At 45.0% G+C, this 18,846-nt stretch carries 20 protein-coding genes; 12 read left to right on the top strand and 8 right to left on the bottom strand.

Annotation, left to right across the window (positions count from 1 at the left end; translation table 11 throughout):
- Positions 1-74: 74 nt before the first annotated feature.
- Complete coding sequence (mhpT, locus tag NI469_RS09465) at positions 75-1,280, bottom strand: 3-(3-hydroxy-phenyl)propionate transporter MhpT (RefSeq protein ID WP_071850313.1); 1,206 nt, start codon at positions 1,278-1,280, stop codon at positions 75-77.
- Positions 1,281-2,004: 724 nt separating this feature from the next.
- Here mhpT and dapA point away from each other — a divergent pair.
- From dapA to purC, 3 genes are read left to right on the top strand one after another with little or no spacing between them, the layout of a single operon-like run.
- Complete coding sequence (gene dapA / locus NI469_RS09460; protein WP_004281249.1) at positions 2,005-2,904, top strand: 4-hydroxy-tetrahydrodipicolinate synthase; 900 nt, start codon at positions 2,005-2,007, stop codon at positions 2,902-2,904.
- 14 nt (positions 2,905-2,918) lie between these two features.
- Positions 2,919-3,524 (top strand): hypothetical protein, encoded by a 606-nt coding sequence (locus NI469_RS09455; protein WP_004281248.1) that lies wholly within the window; start codon positions 2,919-2,921, stop codon positions 3,522-3,524.
- A gap of 36 nt (positions 3,525-3,560) precedes the next feature.
- Positions 3,561-4,280: a phosphoribosylaminoimidazolesuccinocarboxamide synthase gene (gene purC, locus NI469_RS09450; RefSeq protein ID WP_004281247.1), complete on the top strand. Its 720-nt coding sequence runs from the start codon at positions 3,561-3,563 to the stop codon at positions 4,278-4,280.
- A gap of 302 nt (positions 4,281-4,582) precedes the next feature.
- On the opposite strand, the gene NI469_RS09445 is transcribed toward purC, so the two are convergent.
- On the bottom strand, positions 4,583-5,857 hold the full coding sequence (locus tag NI469_RS09445) for a replication-associated recombination protein A (RefSeq protein ID WP_005094922.1): 1,275 nt from the start codon (positions 5,855-5,857) through the stop codon (positions 4,583-4,585).
- A gap of 263 nt (positions 5,858-6,120) precedes the next feature.
- Between NI469_RS09445 and NI469_RS09440 the strand changes: the two genes are divergently transcribed.
- Positions 6,121-8,259: a putative bifunctional diguanylate cyclase/phosphodiesterase gene (locus NI469_RS09440; protein ID WP_253174961.1), complete on the top strand. Its 2,139-nt coding sequence runs from the start codon at positions 6,121-6,123 to the stop codon at positions 8,257-8,259.
- A gap of 19 nt (positions 8,260-8,278) precedes the next feature.
- On the opposite strand, the gene NI469_RS09435 is transcribed toward NI469_RS09440, so the two are convergent.
- The gene (locus NI469_RS09435; RefSeq protein ID WP_004647175.1) at positions 8,279-8,731 is read right to left on the bottom strand and encodes a YcgN family cysteine cluster protein; all 453 of its coding nucleotides are present in this window, start codon (positions 8,729-8,731) and stop codon (positions 8,279-8,281) included.
- Positions 8,732-8,923: 192 nt separating this feature from the next.
- Between NI469_RS09435 and NI469_RS09430 the strand changes: the two genes are divergently transcribed.
- Positions 8,924-9,082, top strand: coding sequence for a DUF1328 domain-containing protein (locus tag NI469_RS09430; protein ID WP_004647174.1), 159 nt, complete (start codon positions 8,924-8,926; stop codon positions 9,080-9,082).
- Positions 9,083-9,205: 123 nt separating this feature from the next.
- Here the strand turns inward: NI469_RS09430 and murJ are convergent, their stop codons facing one another.
- Together murJ and ampD are read right to left on the bottom strand one after the other, a co-directional pair.
- A complete protein-coding gene (murJ, locus tag NI469_RS09425) occupies positions 9,206-10,756 on the bottom strand; it encodes a murein biosynthesis integral membrane protein MurJ (protein ID WP_171248494.1) in 1,551 nt (516 codons plus the stop codon).
- Between the two features lie 60 nt (positions 10,757-10,816).
- A complete protein-coding gene (gene ampD, locus NI469_RS09420) occupies positions 10,817-11,407 on the bottom strand; it encodes a 1,6-anhydro-N-acetylmuramyl-L-alanine amidase AmpD (RefSeq protein WP_180180779.1) in 591 nt (196 codons plus the stop codon).
- Between the two features lie 181 nt (positions 11,408-11,588).
- Here ampD and nadC point away from each other — a divergent pair, with 181 nt between their 5' ends.
- Positions 11,589-12,434: a carboxylating nicotinate-nucleotide diphosphorylase gene (gene nadC / locus NI469_RS09415; RefSeq protein ID WP_005261505.1), complete on the top strand. Its 846-nt coding sequence runs from the start codon at positions 11,589-11,591 to the stop codon at positions 12,432-12,434.
- A 100-nt stretch (positions 12,435-12,534) separates the two neighbouring features.
- Here the strand turns inward: nadC and NI469_RS09410 are convergent, their stop codons facing one another.
- Positions 12,535-12,732 (bottom strand): hypothetical protein, encoded by a 198-nt coding sequence (locus tag NI469_RS09410; RefSeq protein WP_005261504.1) that lies wholly within the window; start codon positions 12,730-12,732, stop codon positions 12,535-12,537.
- Positions 12,733-12,914: 182 nt separating this feature from the next.
- Entirely contained in the window at positions 12,915-13,631 is a 717-nt protein-coding gene (gene rph, locus NI469_RS09405) for a ribonuclease PH (RefSeq protein WP_004281238.1), read from the bottom strand.
- A gap of 210 nt (positions 13,632-13,841) precedes the next feature.
- Between rph and NI469_RS09400 the strand changes: the two genes are divergently transcribed.
- Positions 13,842-14,543, top strand: a complete 702-nt coding sequence (locus tag NI469_RS09400) for a TetR family transcriptional regulator (protein WP_044108781.1) — start codon at positions 13,842-13,844, stop codon at positions 14,541-14,543.
- 55 nt (positions 14,544-14,598) lie between these two features.
- Here NI469_RS09400 and NI469_RS09395 read toward each other — a convergent pair whose 3' ends face one another.
- A complete protein-coding gene (locus NI469_RS09395) occupies positions 14,599-15,213 on the bottom strand; it encodes a thiol:disulfide interchange protein DsbA/DsbL (protein ID WP_121979808.1) in 615 nt (204 codons plus the stop codon).
- Positions 15,214-15,440: 227 nt separating this feature from the next.
- Between NI469_RS09395 and ubiG the strand changes: the two genes are divergently transcribed.
- The 5 genes from ubiG to NI469_RS09370 all read left to right on the top strand — a co-directional run bounded on the left by ubiG (position 15,441) and on the right by NI469_RS09370 (position 18,557).
- Positions 15,441-16,169, top strand: a complete 729-nt coding sequence (gene ubiG / locus NI469_RS09390; RefSeq protein ID WP_004729050.1) for a bifunctional 2-polyprenyl-6-hydroxyphenol methylase/3-demethylubiquinol 3-O-methyltransferase UbiG — start codon at positions 15,441-15,443, stop codon at positions 16,167-16,169.
- Positions 16,166-16,855, top strand: coding sequence for an HAD family hydrolase (locus NI469_RS09385; protein ID WP_004281234.1), 690 nt, complete (start codon positions 16,166-16,168; stop codon positions 16,853-16,855). The genes ubiG and NI469_RS09385 overlap by 4 nt, the downstream gene beginning before the upstream one ends.
- Before the next feature lie 39 nt (positions 16,856-16,894).
- Positions 16,895-17,641 (top strand): YciK family oxidoreductase, encoded by a 747-nt coding sequence (locus tag NI469_RS09380; RefSeq protein WP_005094903.1) that lies wholly within the window; start codon positions 16,895-16,897, stop codon positions 17,639-17,641.
- 156 nt (positions 17,642-17,797) lie between these two features.
- Entirely contained in the window at positions 17,798-18,217 is a 420-nt protein-coding gene (locus NI469_RS09375) for a hypothetical protein (RefSeq protein ID WP_004281232.1), read from the top strand.
- 184 nt (positions 18,218-18,401) lie between these two features.
- Entirely contained in the window at positions 18,402-18,557 is a 156-nt protein-coding gene (locus NI469_RS09370) for a hypothetical protein (RefSeq protein WP_004281231.1), read from the top strand.
- Positions 18,558-18,846 lie beyond the last annotated feature (289 nt).

The raw sequence follows: 18,846 nt of genomic DNA, 5'->3' as shown, positions 1-18,846 counted from the left end.
AAACAGTATATTTAATTCTTAAATTCTGAAAATAAAAAAGCCTGCAAAAGCAGGCTTTTTAAAATCTTGGAACATTACACTTTAGTGCGGTTCACCAGGAACAGCATACATAATGCAGAGATGATGATACATGGGATCGCAGCAGTAATGACCCCCGCAGCGCCAAAACCTGCCGTCAGTAACTGACCGGCGATGACTGGACCCAGCATGGCACCGATACGGCCAACTGCAGACGCAACACCAACACCAGTACCACGCACTTCAGTCGGATAAACGATACTACCGAAGGCATACAGTACACCCTGACAACCAATCACGAAGGCACCGGCCAATGCGGCGGCCATATACATCTGGTTCAGCGAGCTTGCACCATTCAGCGCCAGTAGACCTGCCAGAATGCCCCCGTACATCAACAGGATCACATAGGCTTTCTTCCAGCGGTCGGTCAGCATACCCAGAATAATCGTACCCAGGGTCGCTGTAACCATGAAGTAGAATTGTGCGGTTGAGCCATCTTTACGTGTGAAGCCGAGTTCCATAAACAATGATGGCAACCAGCTCAACATGATGTAAACCACCATCAAGGTAAAGAAGTAGCTTACCCAGATACATAGCGTACGTAACAGGTTGTCCGAATTAAACAAGTCCTTGAATGAACCCTGCGGTGCAACAGCAAGTTCTGCAGCCGTTTTGTTCTGTGCTTTCAGGTATTCCTTCGATTCAGGCAAAAATAGCATCATCAGCGGAATGGCAAAAATCGGTAACAGGCCACCAAGATAGAAAACATTTTTCCAGTTGGCACCAAATTCAGTCGCAGCAACCAAAGATAAAATCGCTGCACCGACTGGCATACCGCAGTACATCAAACCTACTGCACGGCCACGATTTTGTGGAGAGACTGCTTCAGAAGCAAGTGTAATCAGAATCGGCATCGCGCCGCCCAGACCTGCTCCAGCCAGGAAACGCACTGCCAGCAAGCTGTTAAAGCTATTGACCCAGACGGTACATAAGGTAAATACAGCAAATATTGCTGTCGACCAGATCAAGACTTTCTTACGGCCAATGCGGTCCGCAAATCGGCCACCAACCAGTGCACCCGGTAATAAACCCAGAATCCCTGCACTAAAAAACACACCCAACTGGGAACTATCGAGACCAAAATGCTCACGAATACCTGCAGCAGCAATTCCGGCTGCCTGAATATCTAAGCCTTCAATCACCGCAATCAGAAAACAGATGGCGACCGTGACGATAGCATGCTTATTGTCTGATTTTTCCATTGGATTATCCTTGTTCAATCAGCGTTACAAAAGACAGCCATCATCTATGAGCCTGATTGCAGAAATAACTATCAATAAGTTGAACGTTTTGCTTGGATATTCCAAAAGGGGCTGAAGTAAATCAATTGAAGATGCTGACTGATAAAGTCGCAAAAACACTTAATCAGAACATCATAAAGTTCAAGACTTAGACTTTAAGGCTTATACATCAAGTTAAAAAATTAACCGATAAGAAAAAAAATTCTCAATTTATTGATATTTAAAAAAGATTAGTCTTAATAGTTTTTGTCTTTATTTGTCTGGGTACAAGAGTGCGATCAAGATGTACGAGATCTCAATTTATCCAATATAACTATTATTCCAAAATCAAAAGGCATAAAAATCGCAGTTTTCAGCTGATCTTTTTGCACAAGCCTTATCATTATTGGGTTCATTTGGGGCAATATCTTCTTTTGTCTAGACTAGAGACATAACTTTGGTCTCAGGATTTTGCTTTATAAATCATCTTATTTATTACTTGATTGTTTCCAAAAGGCTTTGTATAAAGAATTCAGTAGCTTTTACTAAAGCATATTGTTCTTATGCGTTTGATCAGTCATAATTTGCATAAGCAATATTCAATTCAATGCAAATCTATTGAATTTGCTATAAATCAAAATACAAATCCATCCCAATTTATGTTTTCTCATTCCTTTCGGATGGACAAATAGGATAGTTTTTTAAAATGACTCAGCAAGCACAGACCATTCAAGGTTCCATAGTCGCAATCGTCACCCCTATGTTTGAAGATGGCAGTGTAGATTGGAAGGGTCTCGAGAAGCTGGTTGAATGGCACATTGCAGAGGGCACCAACAGTATTGTCGCCGTTGGAACAACAGGCGAAGCCTCTACTCTCAGCATGAGTGAACACACCCAGGTGATCAAAGAAATCATTCGTGTGGCCAACAAACGTATTCCTATTATTGCCGGCACAGGTGCAAACTCGACCCGTGAAGCGATCGAACTGACCCGCGAAGCCAAAGAGCTGGGGGCAGATGCCGCTTTACTGGTGACGCCATATTATAATAAACCGACTCAGGAAGGCTTGTATCAGCACTATAAAGCTATTGCTGAAGCCGTTGATCTTCCACAGATTCTTTATAATGTTCCGGGCCGTACCGGTGTGGATATGGCCAATGAAACCGTGATTCGCCTGGCGGATATTCCACAAATTATCGGTATTAAAGATGCGACTGGCGATGTACCGCGCGGTGCTGAACTGCTGCAAGGCCTTGTCGGTAAAGATATGACTGTTTATTCGGGTGATGATGCAACTGCGTATCAACTGATCGGTCATGGCGCCAAAGGTAATATCTCGGTCACGGCGAACGTGGCTCCGAAAGCCATGAGCGAAGTGTGTGCAGCTGCGATTGCCGGTGATGCAGCCACAGCTGAACAGTTAAATGCTCAGGTTGCAAATTTACACAATATTTTATTTTGCGAATCGAACCCAATTCCTGTGAAATGGGCACTCCATGACATGGGCTTAATTGGTACGGGTATTCGCCTTCCATTAACACCACTTGCAGAACAATATCGCGCTCCGCTTCATGAAGCACTGGTCGAAGCGGGCGTTATTAAATAAAAGAGCACAAGATTATGCAATTACGTTTAGGACTTAGCCTTACACTTTCAGTATTCAGTTTGGCAGGTTGTAGTTCAATGGCCTTTAATAACGGCACTTTAGACTATAAAGAGACTACTACCCTGGAAGCTTTACAATATCCTGAAGGCGCCATGGTTCGTCCTGCAACGCCATTGTATCCTGCTCCAACAGTTGATCCGCTTGCAATTGAACATGCACCGAAGCTTGAAAACCAGCGTGGCAACCGTTTTGCCTTGCCACGCCCACAAGCCCAGACTGAAAACTCAAATACAGCTGATCTAACCGAAACCAATACGGTGGGTCGACCACAGTTGGTCACTGACGGAAATCTTAATCCGCTGCTTAAAATTGAGGGAAATTCTGCTACAATTTGGCAATATACACTTGCCACCCTCAGCAGTCTGAATCATAGCATCGTTGCGCAGAGCAAAAATCGTTATGAAGTCACGATTAAGGTTGATCAGCAGATCTATGTATTAAGATTATCTTCTGTCGGTTCAAGTAATAACCTCGCTGTGTTCAATGCCGATAACAGTTTTGCCGACCGTGAAAAAGCTGCAGAACTGCTCAACCAGATTTACCAAAATTGGCCAGCCTAGACATTTCTAGGCATTTTTTTTGTAAAAGGTTCCCTCATGTTAAAACAAACCTTGCTCTATACTGGTAAAGCGAAATCTGTCTACACCACAGACAGTTCAGACCATCTGATTTTAGTCTTTCGCGATGATGCCTCAGCATTCAATGGCGAAAAAATTGAGCAACTAGATCGTAAAGGCAAGGTGAACAACCGTTTTAACGCCTTCATTATGGAAAAACTGGCAGAAGCGGGAATTGAGACCCACTTTGAAAAGCTATTGACTCCAAATGAAGTGCTGGTAAAAAAACTGGATATGATCCCGGTTGAATGTGTGATCCGTAACTATGCAGCAGGTTCTTTATGCCGCCGCCTGGGTGTGGAAGAAGGCAAGGAACTGACTCCTCCAACATTTGAATTGTTCTTTAAAGATGATGCGCTTGGTGATCCAATGGTCAATGAGTCACAAGCCATTGCTTTAGGTTGGGCAACGGCTGAACAATTGGCGAAAATGAAAGAATTGACTTACCAAGTGAACGACGTGCTTAAAGCATTGTTTGACGCAGGGAATATGATTCTGGTTGATTTTAAGCTTGAATTCGGCGTGTTCCACGACCGTATCGTACTTGGTGATGAATTTTCTCCAGACGGTTGCCGTCTATGGGACAAAGACACCAAGAAAAAACTAGATAAAGACCGTTTCCGTCAAGGTTTAGGCGGCGTAGTTGAAGCCTATGAAGAAGTAGCTGGCCGTTTAGGTATCAATCTAGACAACATCTAATCTGTAAATGCGCAGATTCGAAAAAACCGAGCTTTTTAGCTCGGTTTTTTATTTCCGGCTTTTAATCGGAAAAATAAATTTTTATTATTAAAATGATCGTTTTTACATCAAAAACTACATGCATTAATATTATCACATACCAGGCAAATCAGTGAGTTGACGCACTTTACTCCATATTTTCCGACCAAATTTCTCCTCTACCCTCTAGGATGTTATCTCCCTCAAAAACATCCTACTTTCAGCCCAATTCGCCTTGAATTGGGCTTTTTTTTAATCTGTTCAATTAGTTGGGCTACCCAGCTTTATTGCTGCTGTTGTTGCTGTTGCCAACGGCGTTGCTGTAAACGCTCCCCTTCAACTTCACGTTTATTACGTGCTGATTCATACAGTTTGGTATCCTTCAGTTCTGGCGGCATATATTCCTGTAGCACAAAATGCTCAGGATAATTATGCGGATACAGATAATCCACGCCATAGCCCTGCTCTTTCATCAGCTTGGTTGGCGCATTTCTTAAATGCAAAGGCACTGGCAAATTTGAAGTTTTATCTGCGAGTTCCATCGCCTTGTTAATCGCCAGATAGGTACTGTTACTTTTGGCACTGGTCGCCAGATAAACTGCACATTGCCCCAAAATAATCCGGCATTCTGGCATTCCCACGGCCTGCACCGAACGGAAACATTCCCCTGCCAACAGCAAAGCATTCGGATTCGAGTTGCCGATATCTTCGGATGCGGCAATCAACATGCGCCGTGCAATAAACACCGGATCTTCGCCGCCTTTGAGCATGCGTGCCATCCAGTACAAGGCTGCATCCGGATCACTGCCGCGAATCGACTTGATGAAGGCCGACACCAGATCATAGTGCTGCTCACCGGACTTGTCATAACGGGCGATATTCTGCTGTGCGACTTTCACCACTACCGCATTGGTGATGATATTTTCCATATCTGCTTCAAAGGTACTGGCAATCAGATCCAGTAAATTTAGCGCCTTGCGGGCATCTCCTGCCGCGAACTGGATCAGGGCATCAAATTCTTCAATCAGGATATGTCTTTCCTGTAAGAAAGAGTCATTTTGTAAGGCTTGCATCAACAAGGTCTGAATCGATTCAGCACTCAATACATTCAGGCTATACACCTGACAACGTGATAATAAGGCACTATTCACTTCAAAAGACGGGTTTTCGGTGGTGGCGCCAATTAAGGTAATTTTCCCTTTCTCGACCGCATTTAACAGCGCGTCCTGCTGGGATTTATTAAAACGGTGAATTTCATCAATAAATACCACTGGCGTCAGCAAATCACCACCTTCGGCAATGATTTCACGCAGTTCTTTCACGCCGGTATTCAGGGCAGACAGGCTGATAAAAGGCCGGTCTACCGCTTGAGCTAGCAGTAAGGCAATGGTAGTTTTTCCGACTCCGGGAGGTCCCCAGAAAATGATCGAAGGCAGATGCCCCTGATCAATCATCTGACGTAAGGGCGCATGTTCTCCCAGCAAATGTTCCTGCCCGATAATCTGTGTAAGGTCGCGTGGCCGTAAGCGTTCTGGAAGCGGGATATGACTATCTGACATATTATTATTGGCTCAAACTAAATTCTGATCTCATTCTAACACCAGCAGTTTTGATTCCAAGAATACAAACATCAAGCATAAAAAATTAATTTATGGAGATATCCTCTATTTTTTTAATTCTGAATGAATTAATCTCTATAAAAGCGAATAATTTGAACATGATTAATTGTGAATTAATTACAGTGTAATTTTCATATTGTTTATTCTAATTAAAAGAAACTTATCTCGCCCCTTGGGCACTTTTGGGTTGTAGTGGTGAATGCATGAAGCATGATAAATTTGAACAGGGAGCTGTGAGTCGGTCTAAGCCACTGACGTCATCATCACTGATTGCACCCCACGTTCACTTGTCTGAATCGGTTTTGTTAAAAAATCTGATCGATGCCTTACCGCAACCCTTGTGGGTCAGCAACAAAAAACATCTGCAATATTTTAACGATGCCTTGACTGATTATCTTGGCGTGAACCTGAATGAACAGGGTCATCCGCAATGGCAGAGTTTTATTCATGCCGAGGACCTACAGCTGTTTTTAGCGCAGTGGCATGCTGCACTGGATCAGCATCAGAATTTTGAAACCCAGTGCCGGATTAAACGCAGTGATACCCATTATCGCATGTGTACCCTAGCCGTAAAATTTCATCATGAACCTGAACATTTGCTGCAATGGGCCGTTTCCCTGACCGATGTGCATGATTATTTTGAAATCCAGCAGCAACTTTCTCAGATTGTTTCCACTCAGGAAAATATGCTGGATGCCAGTGCAGACTGCATTAACATTATCAGTCCTGAAGGCGAGATTCGGCATAGTAACCAGTCTGGCTGTCTGGCACAAGCAAGTGAGACCGCAGGACAAAATCAAGACCGTTCATTGTGCTGGTTAAATCGTTTAAGCCCTGAAGCCCGAAAATCTGGGCAACGTGCTCTGAAACAGGCTGCCCAAGGCTTAAACAGTCGTTTTTCCAGCAAAGTTCAGATTAAAGATCAACCAATCCAATATTGGGATCATCTGCTCACCCCGATTCTGGATCAGCACAATATTACCCAAAATATTCTCTGTGTATCACGCAATATTAGTCAGCAAAAAATTGCAGAAACCCGTTTAAAAGAAGTGATTAAACGGGATGAACTCACCGGCCTGTATAATCGCAGTACCTTCTATAAAACCTTTAAACAGGTACTGTTAAAGGCCAAACAACAACAGACCATAGCGGGTTTACTGCTGATCGATCTGGACTATTTCCGGCATATTAATGACACCTTGGGCCATATTGCTGGTGATCATCTGCTACATGTCTTAGGCAAACGCTTCCAGACCTGTTTCGGTCCGAATACCATCATCGCCCGTTTGGGTGGCGATGAATTTGCTGTGCTGGTGAAAAATCTGGAAAGTGAAGAACAGCTGCTGGCAACGGCGCAAATGGCCTATGCCCAGCTGGATCAGCCCATCAATTATGTCGGCAATAGCATCAGCAGTGCCATGAGTATTGGCTGTGCCATCTATCCACGTGATGCCTTAAATACTTCTAATTTGCTGAAATGTGCTGATATCGCCTTAAACGACCTGAAAAATAGTGGTCGTGGTGGCATCCGCATGTTCAATCAGGAAATGTGTGGGTCACTGGAAAATATAACCAAGCAGCTGACTCTGGCTCGCAAGATTATTCTGGCCGATCAGATCATTCCCTATTACCAACCTAAAGTACGTCTTTCTGATGGTGCAGTGATTGGTTTCGAAGCACTATTACGCTGGCAAGATCAGAATCAGAACATTCAGTTACCTTCCGAAATTTTTGCTGCCTTTCAGGACTATGAGCTGGCCTCACGCATCAGTGAGACCATGCAACTGAAAGTCTTTGCAGATATGAGTCGCTGGCAGGCACAAGGTCTGGATCTGTTACCGATTTCCATCAATGCTGCACCGGTCGAATTCCTGCGCGATGACTATGCCGAAAAACTGTTGGCACGCCTGTCCAATTTCGATATTCCGGCCCACAAAGTTGAACTGGAAATTACCGAACAGAGCCTGTCCGAGCATGGTGCCAATTATGTGGTTCGCGCCCTCAACCTGCTGAAACAGGCTGGAATCCAGATTTCGCTGGATGATTTCGGCACTGGACATTCTTCGCTGACTCGCTTGCAGGACTATCCGGTCGATTGCATCAAGATTGACCGCAACTTTGTAGAACGCATGAACAGTGACCCGTCTGCCCTGGCTATTGTCAAAGCCATTACTCAGATAGGCTCTAGTATTGCACTGGATGTTCTGGTGGAAGGAATCGAGAATACAGAACAGCTGGATACCCTGATCCATTGTGACTGTCAGATAGGACAAGGATTCTATTTCTATCGCCCGATGGCCGGTGCTTCGGCTCAGGCTCTACTCCATCCAGCAGATCAATAAACGCATCACGCAGGCCGATTTAACGCACCCAACGTACGATATAGTCTTCGATGTCATCTTCATGAATGTCGCTTTCACTCAGGCAGCGCCCTGCTGCCGACTTACGTGCCTGAATCACACTTTCCCGTGAACCGCTGATCAGATAATGCCAGGATGGCAGGCTTTTGCCCTGCTCTACCCGGCGATAGGCACAACTCGAAGGCAACCAGTGAATCGTTTCCAGCTTCTCTGGCGTGAGCTGAATACAGTCCGGCACATATTGCAAACGATCCGAATAATTGGAACAACGCGCAGTGCTACAATCCAGTAATTTGCAGGCCACTTTGGTATATGCGACTTCCTGAGTATCTTCATCTTCCAGCTTAATCAGACAACATAATCCGCAACCATCACACAAGGCCTCCCACTCGACTTGCGTCAGTTCAGCAAGTGAATAGTTTTTCCAGAATTCGGGACGTAAAGTATCGCTCATGATCAGGTCGGCACATTCAAAAATCAGCTTATTATAGCAGCCAGAACCCTGCAGACCTACCGCCTCAAATTCTTATTACTATCACGTAAACTATTGTTAAATCATAGACAGTTCATCAACAAAACACTAACAGTCGCTGGAATCGTTTATTTCTATACTAAATTTGAAAATAAAAACACATGGAGAATATATATGTTTCGCTGGGCTATTATTTTTGCTGTTATTGCATTAATTGCGAGTCTACTTGGTTTCGGTGGCGTCGCAGGCTTGTCTAAGGATTTTGCAATTATCTTGTTGGTAATTGCGGTGATTCTTGCGATCGTTGGTTTTCTTTCGCGCGGCAAGGTCTAGATTTACGCTAGACCTGTTCAAAGCAAGTGTTAGCTTTCAAAAAACAAGAGCCTTCTGGCTCTTGTTTTTTTATGGGTATTTTAATGATCTATTTTGATCAAAAATACTTCTTTCAATATGAACTTAAGGTTTTAAATGACGTGGTCTAAAACCCGCTACCAGCAAGGCTGCAACGTACGCCACCACACCCACAACACATAAGATCAATACTTCTAAAACACGCATCCATTGTGATACATCTGCGTTATACCAGCTTAGGGCATAGGCCAGAGCCGCAATCATCACCACATTGGCAAACATGAATTGCAGGAAGATTTTTTTCCAGTGCGAACCAAAACGGAAAATATCACGCTTATGCAGATAATAATAAAGCAAACCGGCATTGACCATGGCTGAACCCGTCGATGCCAACGCAAGGGCCATATGCTCTGCTTCCCAGTCAATCAGCTTGAAGAAACCGATAAAGATCACGTTCAGAATCGCATTGGCCGCCACAGCCATCAGACCGACCCGCACCGGGGTTCTGGTATCCTGCTTTGCATAAAAACCGGGTGCAAAGACTTTAATCAACATAAAGGCAATCACACCACCGCTCATACATTGCAGTGCCAATGCCGTCATCTGGGTATCTTCAAAGGTGAACTGACCACGTTCAAACAGGGCCTGAATAATCGGAGTCGACAGCATAAACAGCGCAATACTGGCGGGTAGACCAGCCATCACAATGACTTTGGCTGCCCAGTCCATCATGCCACGGAATTTTTCCGGATTCTGTTCAGTATGTCGTGCTGATAAGGACGGCAGAATCACAGTACCAATTGCAACACCAATGAGTCCTAGTGGCAATTCAGTCATACGCTCGGCACTATACAACCAAGACACCGAACCATCCTGCATGAATGAGGCCCAAATGGTATTTAATAGCAGGTTAATTTGCGTGACAGATACACCAAATAATGCCGGCAGCATCAACTTCATGATGCGATCTACGCCTTCATGCTTGAAGTCAATTTTCGGTGGAATCAGCAAGTTTTTACGCCACAATTCCGGAATCTGGATGGCCAGCTGTAAAATACCAGCAATGATCACAGCCCAGCCCAGCGCCATAATCGGCTCGGCCATATAAGGCGTAAGCCAGAGCGCTCCGGCAATCATCGCCACATTCAGCAAGACCGGTGCAAATGCTGGCGTGCTAAAAGAGCCATAACTGTTCAGAATACTGCTGGCAAAAGCCGTCAGTGACATGAACAGCAAATAAGGAATGGTCAGGCGGAACATGTTGGTCGCCAGAGCGAACTTTTCAGGATCGCTATGGAAACCGGGCGCATAGATATACATGATCAATGGCGCAGCAATGATCGCGACCATGGTCAACGTCGTCATGACCGTCGCCAGACAGCCAAACACCCGGCTAATCAAGATCTGGACTTCGGTATGCGTGCGACTGGTTTTATATTCGGTCAGTACCGGAATAAACGCCTGTGAAAATGCGCCTTCGGCAAATAAACGCCTGAAAAAGTTTGGAATACGAAATGCGACTACGAAGGTATCGAAGTCTTTACCAGCACCAAAGACATTCAGTAAAACAATATCTCGAACCAATCCCAGTACGCGTGACAACATGGTCATCGCACTTACAATGACGGTCGAACGCCAAAGCGCCATCCTATTCACCTAATGTATAAATTTGTGGCTATTGTAATGAAACTTTTGTCAGAAGTTCATTGCTTAATTTCATCGCTCAAGCGAGCTTGAGGTGTTTTTATAATGCTGTAACTGTGTACGAAAATCAGCCCAGTTAAAATACGGTCCCGGATCGGTCTTACGGCCCGGTGCAATATCCGAATGCCCGGCAATATGCTGCTGAATCTTAGAATAATGCTGTTGCAGACAGGCCGTGACTTTCACCAAGGCCTGATATTGTTCAGTTTCAAAAGGCAAGTCATCACTGCCTTCCAGCTCAATCCCGATCGAATAATCATTACATTCTTTTTTGCCCAAATAGGTCGAGCGGCCGGCATGCCAGGCACGGTCATTAAAATTGACAAATTGCAGTACTTCGCCAGATCGTAAAATCAGCAAATGGGTCGACACCTGCATTCCTTCAATGGTTTGAAAATAGGGATGTACCGACCAGTCCAGCTGATTCTGAAAAAACTGCTCAATATAACCGCCGCCAAACTGTGAAGGTGGCAGGCTGATATTGTGAATCACCAGCAATTGAATCTCGGTCTGTTCTGGCCGCTGATTAAAATTGGGAGACGGGATTTGACGTGCACCGATTAGTTGCCCGTCCGTGACCTGAAACTCAGCTGCCTGTTGCATAAAACCGTTCTCCCCAAAATAAAATCTGCAAGATCAGCATTGCAGCCGACTTCATGCTAAAACTTTCAAGGAGAAATCTCAATTCATCCCGGCAAACTGGATGAAAAATCGCTCATCTTTTATGTAACGGTGCTAAGATAAGGCGCAATTTTCACGGCTTAAAAAAGATACGGAAATACTCATGCGCATATCTCAAGCTTTGCTCGACCAGTCGATTCAGATCAATATTCAACAAGCACTTTCAGAAGATATCGGTGACGGTGATATTACTGCTCTGCTAACTCCTGAAGATGAACAGGCCACTGCCACCATCATTAGCCGTGAAGACATGGTTTTGGCCGGTCAGCCTTGGGTAAATGCCTTGATTCAGGCCTATGATCCGAGCGTTGAAGTGATCTGGCTGAAAAATGATGGCGATCATGTTCAAGCCAATCAAGCATTTTTAAAACTGGCCGGATCTGCACGTAGCCTACTCACCGTGGAGCGCCCTGCGCTAAACTTTGTCCAAACGCTGTCTGCGGTTGCGACTAAAACCGCCCACTATGTCAAAGAGCTACAAGGCTTAAATACCAAACTGTTAGATACCCGCAAAACACTTCCGGGTCTGCGTATTGCACAAAAATATGCCGTGGCCATTGGCGGTGGTCAGAACCATCGTTTGGGCCTGTTCGATGCCTTTTTGATTAAAGAAAATCATATTATGGCAGCGGGTGGCATTACCCAGGCGATTGCCAAGGCCCATCAGATTGCGCCGGGCAAACCAGTTGAAGTCGAAGTGGAAACTTGGGATGAGCTGAATCAGGCACTCGAAGCCCATGCCGATATCGTGATGCTAGACAATTTCACTCAGCAGCAGATGATCGACGCGGTGCAACATGTGGCCGGTCGCTGCAAACTGGAAGCCTCAGGCAACATCACGATTGATAATTTACGTGAAGTCGCGAGTACCGGCGTAGATTATATTTCTATGGGTGTATTGACCAAAGATGTCAAAGCCATTGATCTGTCGATGCGTTTCAATGCTTAAGCCTAAATGGGATAGATGACCGTAGAGGGTGCGAAGCACCCTTTTTTTATTTTTAGAAAAATTTTTTGCGTATATTTTGCTCAATTTTCTATCTTAGACCTTAATCATCATCGTCGTCCCGATTACCTCGGCGATCGCGGTCATCATCGTCACCATCACGGTCGTTATATCTTCCGCTATCCTCATCACGATCCTGATTTAATACTGAACGCTCGTCATCTTCACGATTATTGCCCCAGTCACAGGCAGTTAATCCAAACACGCCCAGCAATGAAATTGCACAAAGCCACTGTTTCATGTCGCATTCCTCATTGTGATCTCGCCTGATCCAATATCGGTTTAAAACCGGTTCAGATATAGCCGATTCATGTCGGATTTTTGTCAGGAAGTTTTGTAATGCATTTTTTGGATACAGTTGCAGAGTGAAATTTCAGGCATAAAAAAACGCATCCGGAGATGCGTTTCTCAGCATGGGATGGATTACCAGCCTAAAGCTTCTTGCTGTTTTTTCACCAGTTCCTGGATGCCTTTCTCGGCCATTTCCAGCATGGCATTCGATTGTGCGCGGGTAAATGGTTTGTCTTCTGCAGTACCTTGAATTTCAATAAATTCACCAGCCTGAGTCATCACCACATTCAAATCGGTTTGACAGTTTGAATCTTCTTCATAGCAAAGATCCAGTAAAACTTCATCTTTGAAAATACCAACAGAAACCGCAGCCACCAAACCTTTTAATGGATCATGTTTGATTTTTTTTCTTTCCAGCAAGACGTTCATGGCATCGACCAAGGCCACCGCAGCACCGGTAATCGCTGCAGTACGGGTACCGCCATCGGCCTGAATTACATCACAGTCGATGGTAATGGTATTTTCACCCAGCTTTTTCAGATCGACCATTGAGCGCAAGCTACGACCAATCAGACGCTGAATCTCCTGGGTACGGCCACTCTGTTTGCCACGTGCCGCTTCACGGTCACTACGGGTATGAGTTGAACGTGGCAACATGCCATATTCAGCAGTCACCCAGCCTTGGCCCTGACCTTTGAGGAAACGCGGTACAGAACTATCCACACTGGCAGTACAGAGTACTTTGGTATGACCAAATTCAACCAATACAGAGCCTTCCGCATAACGTGTATAGTTACGGGTAATTTTCACTTCACGTAATTGATCTAATGCTCGCTGGTCGATACGCATAATAAGTCCTGTATGGGTTCAAAATAATTGCGGCTCAGTATAGCAGAAGCCTTTGCCAAGATTAGGCAGCCTGGTGATTCATTTACAAAATCAATGCATCAGCTCGCTACGAGATGTCAAAATTCTGCCGATCTGTGGCAATACGATTTGATTTAATTTTTGCTAGACTAAAACTCCCTATGAGGGAAGCCAGTGACAGGAAACCCATTTATGTCCTTACGTGAAGATCGCAAGCAGCAAAGTCATCAGGCACTACTCGATGCGACACTAGCATTCAGCAGTCAGGGTCGTGCTTTCAGTACGATCAGTCTGCGTGAAGTTGCGAATGCGGTCGAACTGGTACCGACGGCGTTCTATCGGCACTTTCAGGATATGAACCAGCTGGGCCTGGAATTGCTGGATCAGGTTGCGATTCATATCAAGGGTGTCCTCAATCAGCTGGGACAGGCTTATCTGTATCAGCCGAATACCCGAACTCACACGGGACTTGAACTCTTTTTTCAGGCGGTCGAATACCATCCTGAACCCTGGATTTTTTTTGTGGCAGAACGTTGGGGCGGTTCGGACGTATTACGTGCCGGAATTGAACGGGAAATTCATTTTCTGGCTGAAGATGTCATGCATGAACTGGCCAAGATGCAATCTACCCGACATATTCAGGCACCACAGGACTTGCAGGCTCTGGCACAGATGCTGATTGAGCTGTTTCTGAACTGGGCCATGGGCTGGATTCATCTGCAGCATCAGGCTGATCCAGATCTGCGCCGCGCCCAATCCAATGCCTTTAAAACCCAAAGTGTGCTACAGATGCAACTCTTGCTGCGTGGCATTTTGCACTGGTACCGGCGACCTGCCGAAACAGTTGAAACCGCAAGCCCTGTGCTCAATGAAGCGGTCATTCCTCCAGTCTAAATAAAAAAAACCTGCATCATGATGCAGGTTTTTTTTACTGATCGTCAGTTCAGACTTATTTGGCTTTACGCTCTTTCTCGATCAGGTAATTCACCACCTGAATGACTTTGGCATCATTACCCTGCACAATATATTTACCATTCACGGTCACTGCCGGAACACCACTTAACTGATACTGAGCAGCCAGATTTTTGGCTTGGGCAATTTTCGAAGTGATCGGGAAAGATTTATAGGTGCTGTTAAATTTTGCTTCAGAAATACCATAGCGGGTATAGAACTTAGCCAGTTGTGCCTGTTCTAAAATTGGACGTTGCTTGTCATGAATATCATGGAATAATTGTAAATGTGCTTTTTGACGCACACCCAATGCTTCAGACACATAATAAGCACGTGCTGCCTGTTCCCAGAGTGGATTCATTGCAGCCGGCGTACGTACAAAACGTACATCTTTTGGTAATTTTTTCAACCAGCCCTGCATATGTGGTTCAAGCGCGAAACAGTGACCACAGCCGTACCAGAAGAATTCACGTACCTCAATTCTGCCCGGTTTTTCGACTTTGACTGGTTTTGCAACCACCTGATAGTCCTGACCTGCCACAAAATTGGCCATAGCATTGCCTGAAAAGGCCAAAACAGATGCGGCAACAGTGCCTAAAAGGAATTTTTTCATTCGGATTATCGTCCTCTAAATCATTATGCTTAGTTTATGTGTTCACTATAAATCAATTATGCCGGTTTCGTTTTCATTCTGTGAACTTTTTTGCTGCTTTTATCGCTTTTTCTGCCAGAATCGCTACACTAAACCATCGAACTGATTTTCAAGGTTTTAAATCAGTTTCTCTGGCCATTCGGCACATATATATTTTTAGCTAATCATGACTGATTGAGGTGACACCGATGTCGCAATTGAATGTTGATCCACAAGAAATTGCCAAGTTTGAAGCATTTGCAGCTATATGGTGGGATCAGCATTCCGAGTTCCGCCCCTTGCACATGATTAATCCACTGCGTTTAAACTGGATTGATGAACATGCCGGAGGCCTGAGCGGCAAAAAAGTGCTGGATGTCGGCTGTGGTGGCGGTATTCTGGCCGAAAGCATGGCGCGACGCGGTGCCGATGTACTCGGGATTGATATGGGCGCAGCCCCTTTAAATGTGGCACGCATCCATGCCGAACAGGAAGGTGTGAACAATATTGAATATCGTCAGGTGCCGGTTGAGCAACTGGCAGAGGAACAGGCTGGCCAATATGACATCGTGACCTGCATGGAAATGCTAGAGCATGTGCCAGATCCGGCATCGATTATTCAGGCCTGTCACAAGCTGGTCAAGCCAGGTGGTCATGTATTCTTCTCGACCATTAACCGTAATCCAAAGTCCTATTTATTTGCGATTATCGGGGCAGAATATGTCTTGCGCATGCTGGCCAAAGGCACCCATGATTACAGCAAATTTATCAAGCCGTCTGAACTGGCACATGATATTCGTAACGCTGGTTTAAAGCTCAAAGACATGACCGGTCTGCACTATAATCCGCTGACCAAGCGTTATTGGCTGGCACCGAATGTTGATGTGAACTACATGGTTTATACCGTGAAAGATAGCGCAGCAGAGACCACAGCATGAAAGCCGTTTTATTTGACCTAGATGGAACCCTGATTGATACCGCTGCCGATTTTATCCGAATTATCCAGCAGATGTGCCGTGAAGAAGGCCGCCCACTGGTTGCACCCGAGCTGATTCGTACCCAGGTCTCCGAAGGCGCTCGCGCTATGGTGAAACTGGTTTATCCGGAACTGCAACTAGAAGATCCGGTCTTTCTGCAACACCGTCAGCGCTTTCTGGACATGTACGGCGCAGATATTGCGGTCGATACCGATCTGTTTGATGGCATGTATCCATTACTTGAACAGCTAGAGGAAAATGACATTCCTTGGGGGATTGTGACCAATAAACCGCGCTGGCTCAGCGAGGCTTTACTGCAAGCGCTGAACCTGAGTGAACGCTGCGCAGTGCTGGTATGTCCGGAAGATGTCACTCGGACCAAACCCGATCCTGAACCGATGTATCTGGCAGCCAAGCAACTGAATCTTGCCGCGGAAGACTGTATCTATGTCGGAGATCATCCCCGAGATATTGATGCCGGCCGTCATGCCCAGATGCTGACCATTCTGGCTGCTTATGGTTATTTGCCGTTGCAATACAAAGACGATTTAAACGCCTGGCAGGCCGACCATATCGTGCATACTGTGACAGAATTACATCAATTGATTCAGACACTAGTACTGAAGCAGCATACTGCGGTATCTTGAACGCTTAACACTAAATAATAAGAAGTGAGGAGGTAGATAATGAAATATTCAGCATATCAACCTCGCCCCGATCTGCTCAAGGATCGTATCATCCTAATCACAGGTGCGGGCGATGGCATTGGACGTGCAGCAGCAATCAGTTATGCCTTGCATGGCGCAACTGTGGTGCTGCATGGGCGTACCTTAAACAAACTCGAAGTCATTTATGATGAAATTGAAAGTTTGGGTGCGCCGCAACCTGCCATCTTGCCGCTACAACTATCGAGTGCGTCAGAACGTGATTATGAGCTTTTGCTCGATACGCTAGACCGTCAGTTTGGTCGTCTGGACGGCATTCTGCACAATGCCGGCATTTTAGGCGAACGGGTTCCCTTGGCGGATTATCCGGTCAATGTCTGGGATGATGTGATGGCGGTCAATCTGCGTGCACCCTTTGTCATGACCCAAGCGCTGTTACCGTTATTATCCAAATCCGAACATGCTTCTGTGGTTTTTGCCAGCTCAGGTGTAGGCCGCGAAGCCCGCGAACGCTGGGGTGCGTATTCGGTTTCTAAAATTGCTATTGAAGCGGTAAGCCAGTTATTTGCCAAAGAGCAGGTACATCCGAATATCCGTTATAACTGCATCAATCCCGGGGCAACGCGGACTGCCATGCGCGCCAAGGCCTATCCGAATGAAGATCCGAAAACCCTGCCTACCCCCGATTCAATCATGCCGGCTTATCTATATTTGATGGGTAATGACAGCCTGCATATGAATGGCCAGAGTATTGATGCACAGGATTAAATTATTCTGTCTGTCATTCAGGGAGCAATCGCTCCCTTTTTATTTCATTTTTAGTCATATTCAGCGCATAAATCTTAAGTAAGTTCACCCCGCTCGCATTGAGTTTCATTAAAATAACAGCATACTAAGCCCCACTATATTTCACTCGAGTGCATCATGACTGAATTAAACAATATTACGGTGACCCATTTAGACGATGGCATGGTGTCGCTGCTGATTGATCAACAGCCTATTTCAGAGAAATACGGCACCAAGTTTGAAGCCAGTATCGTGGATGACATCAAAGCACTCGAAAATGCTCAGAAACTCAAATTGTTCGAGCAATTTGTATTTTCACATCAGGATCTGAATTTTGAACATGCCTATTATTATGTGACTGGTATTGAAAAATTAGACGACAGTTATCGTCTGGCCAAGCATTTTGTTTATCGCATTAAAATTGAAGGTCAGCCAGAAATCGAACATGTCATCAGCAATCAGGGCAAAGCCATGACGGCCGAGGATGTACGTGCCTTTATTCAGGCGCATGTGCAGAAATCACTCAACGATTATACTGACCTGAACTACGCTTATTAAAAGTCGGGTCATTGAATAATCTTGGGCACTTTTCGATAAAGTGCCCTTTTTTTCTTAAAATCCTGCAAAAAATAACAATAAATCGGATTTACATATTAAATATATAAAATTATACGGTTTTCCAAATTAAACTGATTGGACTATGCTTTCTTGAATCACAGATAGATCAAATCAGGAGCGCAGCATGGCTGATCAAAAACGTAAAATTGAAACAATTCACCGGATTGAACAGTTGCAGTTATCTGAAGCATTGATTGTGGCACTTGATGATGCTCTTCAAGCTGAATCCGTGGCTGACGCGATTCAGTCCTTACAAGGTTTGGCAGAGCAATGGAATTAATCTCAAACTAAACCGGCAAAATTCTTTGTCGTTTCATTAAATCATGAACTTTTTTCTCGCTGACTCAATGCTGTTTTTTTGAGCTAAATCATCGATTTTCGCTTGCATGTTGGCCCTTGCTTTGATGAGATAAGGACATGGCTCGGTAGGCTACTTTATAGAAGTGATGCCGTCGCATATAGTCATGTAAAAACATGACATCATCATAATATCTCTGCATTTGTTATAAAAATTGTGCCTGTTCTTCACAGTTTCTCTGCAATTTTTCCGTACATTAGGTGCTGTAGAA

Source organism: Acinetobacter lwoffii, from assembly GCF_024129735.1.
In the GTDB taxonomy this organism is placed as follows: Bacteria; Pseudomonadota; Gammaproteobacteria; order Pseudomonadales; family Moraxellaceae; genus Acinetobacter; species Acinetobacter lwoffii_H.
Note: the sequence above shows the minus strand (reverse complement) of the source record. Positions and strands in the feature narration are given on the sequence as shown.